This is a genomic window from Sulfurovum sp. (genome assembly GCF_041551015.1).
In the GTDB taxonomy this organism is placed as follows: Bacteria; Campylobacterota; Campylobacteria; order Campylobacterales; family Sulfurovaceae; genus Sulfurovum.
In genome coordinates this window covers 1-2158 of record NZ_JBFENQ010000204.1, presented here as the reverse complement: position 1 = coordinate 2158, position 2158 = coordinate 1, and the positions used below count along the sequence as shown (strand labels likewise).

Annotated in this window: 3 protein-coding genes; 2 read left to right on the top strand and 1 reads right to left on the bottom strand. The window is 38.3% G+C overall.

Annotation, left to right across the window (positions count from 1 at the left end; genetic code table 11):
- Positions 1 to 338, bottom strand: a 338-nt coding sequence (locus ABZC96_RS09810) for a TonB-dependent receptor (RefSeq protein ID WP_373030814.1), incomplete at its 3' end; no start/stop codon positions are given.
- 422 nt (positions 339 to 760) lie between these two features.
- On the opposite strand from ABZC96_RS09810, the gene ABZC96_RS09805 reads away from it, so the two are divergent.
- Both ABZC96_RS09805 and ABZC96_RS09800 read left to right on the top strand, forming a co-directional pair.
- A complete protein-coding gene (locus tag ABZC96_RS09805) occupies positions 761 to 1189 on the top strand; it encodes a hypothetical protein (protein WP_373030812.1) in 429 nt (142 codons plus the stop codon).
- A 38-nt stretch (positions 1190 to 1227) separates the two neighbouring features.
- Positions 1228 to 2158, top strand: a 931-nt coding sequence (locus ABZC96_RS09800) for a tetrahydrodipicolinate N-succinyltransferase N-terminal domain-containing protein (protein WP_373030811.1), incomplete at its 3' end; no start/stop codon positions are given.

Below are 2158 nucleotides of genomic sequence, written 5' to 3'. Positions count from 1 at the left end.
TTGGTTGTACTTGGATCGTTGAGACGCATACCGTCTAAAAGTACGAGTACTTTTCCTGAATCCGCACCTCTAACAAAGAATGAAGTCTGCTGTCCGAGGCCACCAGAATTTGTTACTGATATACCTGCTACTGTGTTTATGGCTTGTGCAACTGTCTGATACCCTTTTTCTTCAATGTCATCAGCTGTAATGACAGTCACATTTGAAGTAGTGTTTTTAATGGATTGTGTTGTTTTGTTGGAAGAGATTATTGTGATAGGCTCAAGTGTTTCGTCTGCGTAAGTGTTGGTTGTTAGTAATAGTGTAGCCGTTATGAGGCTGAGTGACTTGATTGTCATAGGTTGTTCCTTGTTTATTTGGTTTATATAGAGTTTTGATTAGTAAAAAATAGATAAACAAGGAGGAGAAGTTTTGTATTCGTGGTAGATAAAGGCTTTTTTATGGTACTGAAAATTGCTGTCGATCCAACACAACTTTGAAAGTGTGGAGTACATAGCGATGACGGCTAATGAAAAGTAGTTTTTATTATGACCTCTAAGATGTTTCATGTGCGGATTGTACTAGAATTTTCTTTATGTTATACTATTCGACAATCGTACATAGTACGCTACTGACATCATGAACACCCTTGCAAGCGAAGCGATTTGAGAGTGATGTCGATTTTTTGCTTCTTTTTTTAAAAAAACGAAGAGGGAAGCAGCACTGCAGTTTGATATATGTGGAAGTTATACAAAATAAAAAATACATTTACGGATATTAAATGACCTATACAGATTGGTTTAAGACACACGGCAGAAAACACCAAAATATAATGAGAAAAGTCGAATATCTGAATGATACAGAGGTTATAGAGTACTTTAGATTTGAAAATATGGTAGAAAAAGAACCGGATTTCTGTTTCCTTTATAAAGAGCATAAAAAGTGTCATGATATGGAAGAGCTGAACTGTTATCTTTGTGCCTGTCCCAACTTTCGCTTTAATGATGAAGGGGTTTCCAAAGAGGGTAGTCAAGTTCTCTACAGTACTTGCAGTATAGACTCTAAAGACGGAGCACAGTTTGTCTCTGATGATGCCATACATCAAGACTGTTCCGGATGTACAGTGCCCCATTATGAAGCCTATATCAAGAAGCATTTTTCCCGTGATTGGTTCGAGATAATGAGGAATGTTAAACAAAAGCAAGTATAATCGCTTTAAATTATTTTATTCGATCTATAGGAGATTTTATGGCTATTGAAACAGTTACAAGTACAGATGCATTTAAACAATTGGTAACAGAGGTTACTTCACAAGCAGGATATAAAGAGCCTATGGCATTTGGTATCGCAAGAGTAGACAGAGGTCAAAAAAACGCTGAGAAGATACTTCAGGCGAACTTTGGACTCATTAACTGGAAAGAGAACTTTGGATCTGCCGCTGTATTCATTAAGGCACTACAGGAAGCTGGTTGTGATGTAGACTTTTCAGGTACTGAATTTGTAGCAACGTTAAGTGACAACTTTGTACAAAATGCAATGGCAGCATTTGCTCCGTACCTTGCAGAAGCAACTGGTGATGCACATAAAAACGTACAAGTGATCAAAACACTTGCAAATATGGAAGATATCGGTAAAAACTTTAGAATCGTATTTTTGTTTGAAGATGCAAACCCTGAGTCTGTAGAAGCGGTTTATCTTAAACTTTATGCACTTTCTCTTGCTAAAGCAGAATTAAGAAAGATCAACCTCAATGGTGCATTTGGAATCTTGTCAAATGTGGCATGGGTTGGCAATACACCATATGAACTTGACTACCTTAGAGAAAATGAGATAGAAATGAAACTCAATGGTACGTATCCGACGGTTGACTCTGTAGATAAGTTCCCAAGATATTTACAACATGTGATCCCTGCAGATAATACACGTATCTTAGAAGCGTCTAAAGTACGTATGGGTGCTCAGCTTGCTGCTGGTACGACAGTGATGCCAGGTGCATCATACATCAACTTTAATGCTGGAACACTTGGTCCAGTGATGGTTGAAGGTCGTATCTCTTCATCTGCTATCGTAGGTGCTGGTTCTGATGTCGGTGGTGGTGCGAGTATTCTTGGTGTTCTTTCGGGTACAGATGGTAACCCTATCAGCATCGGTGAGAATACACTTCTTGGTGCAAACTCTG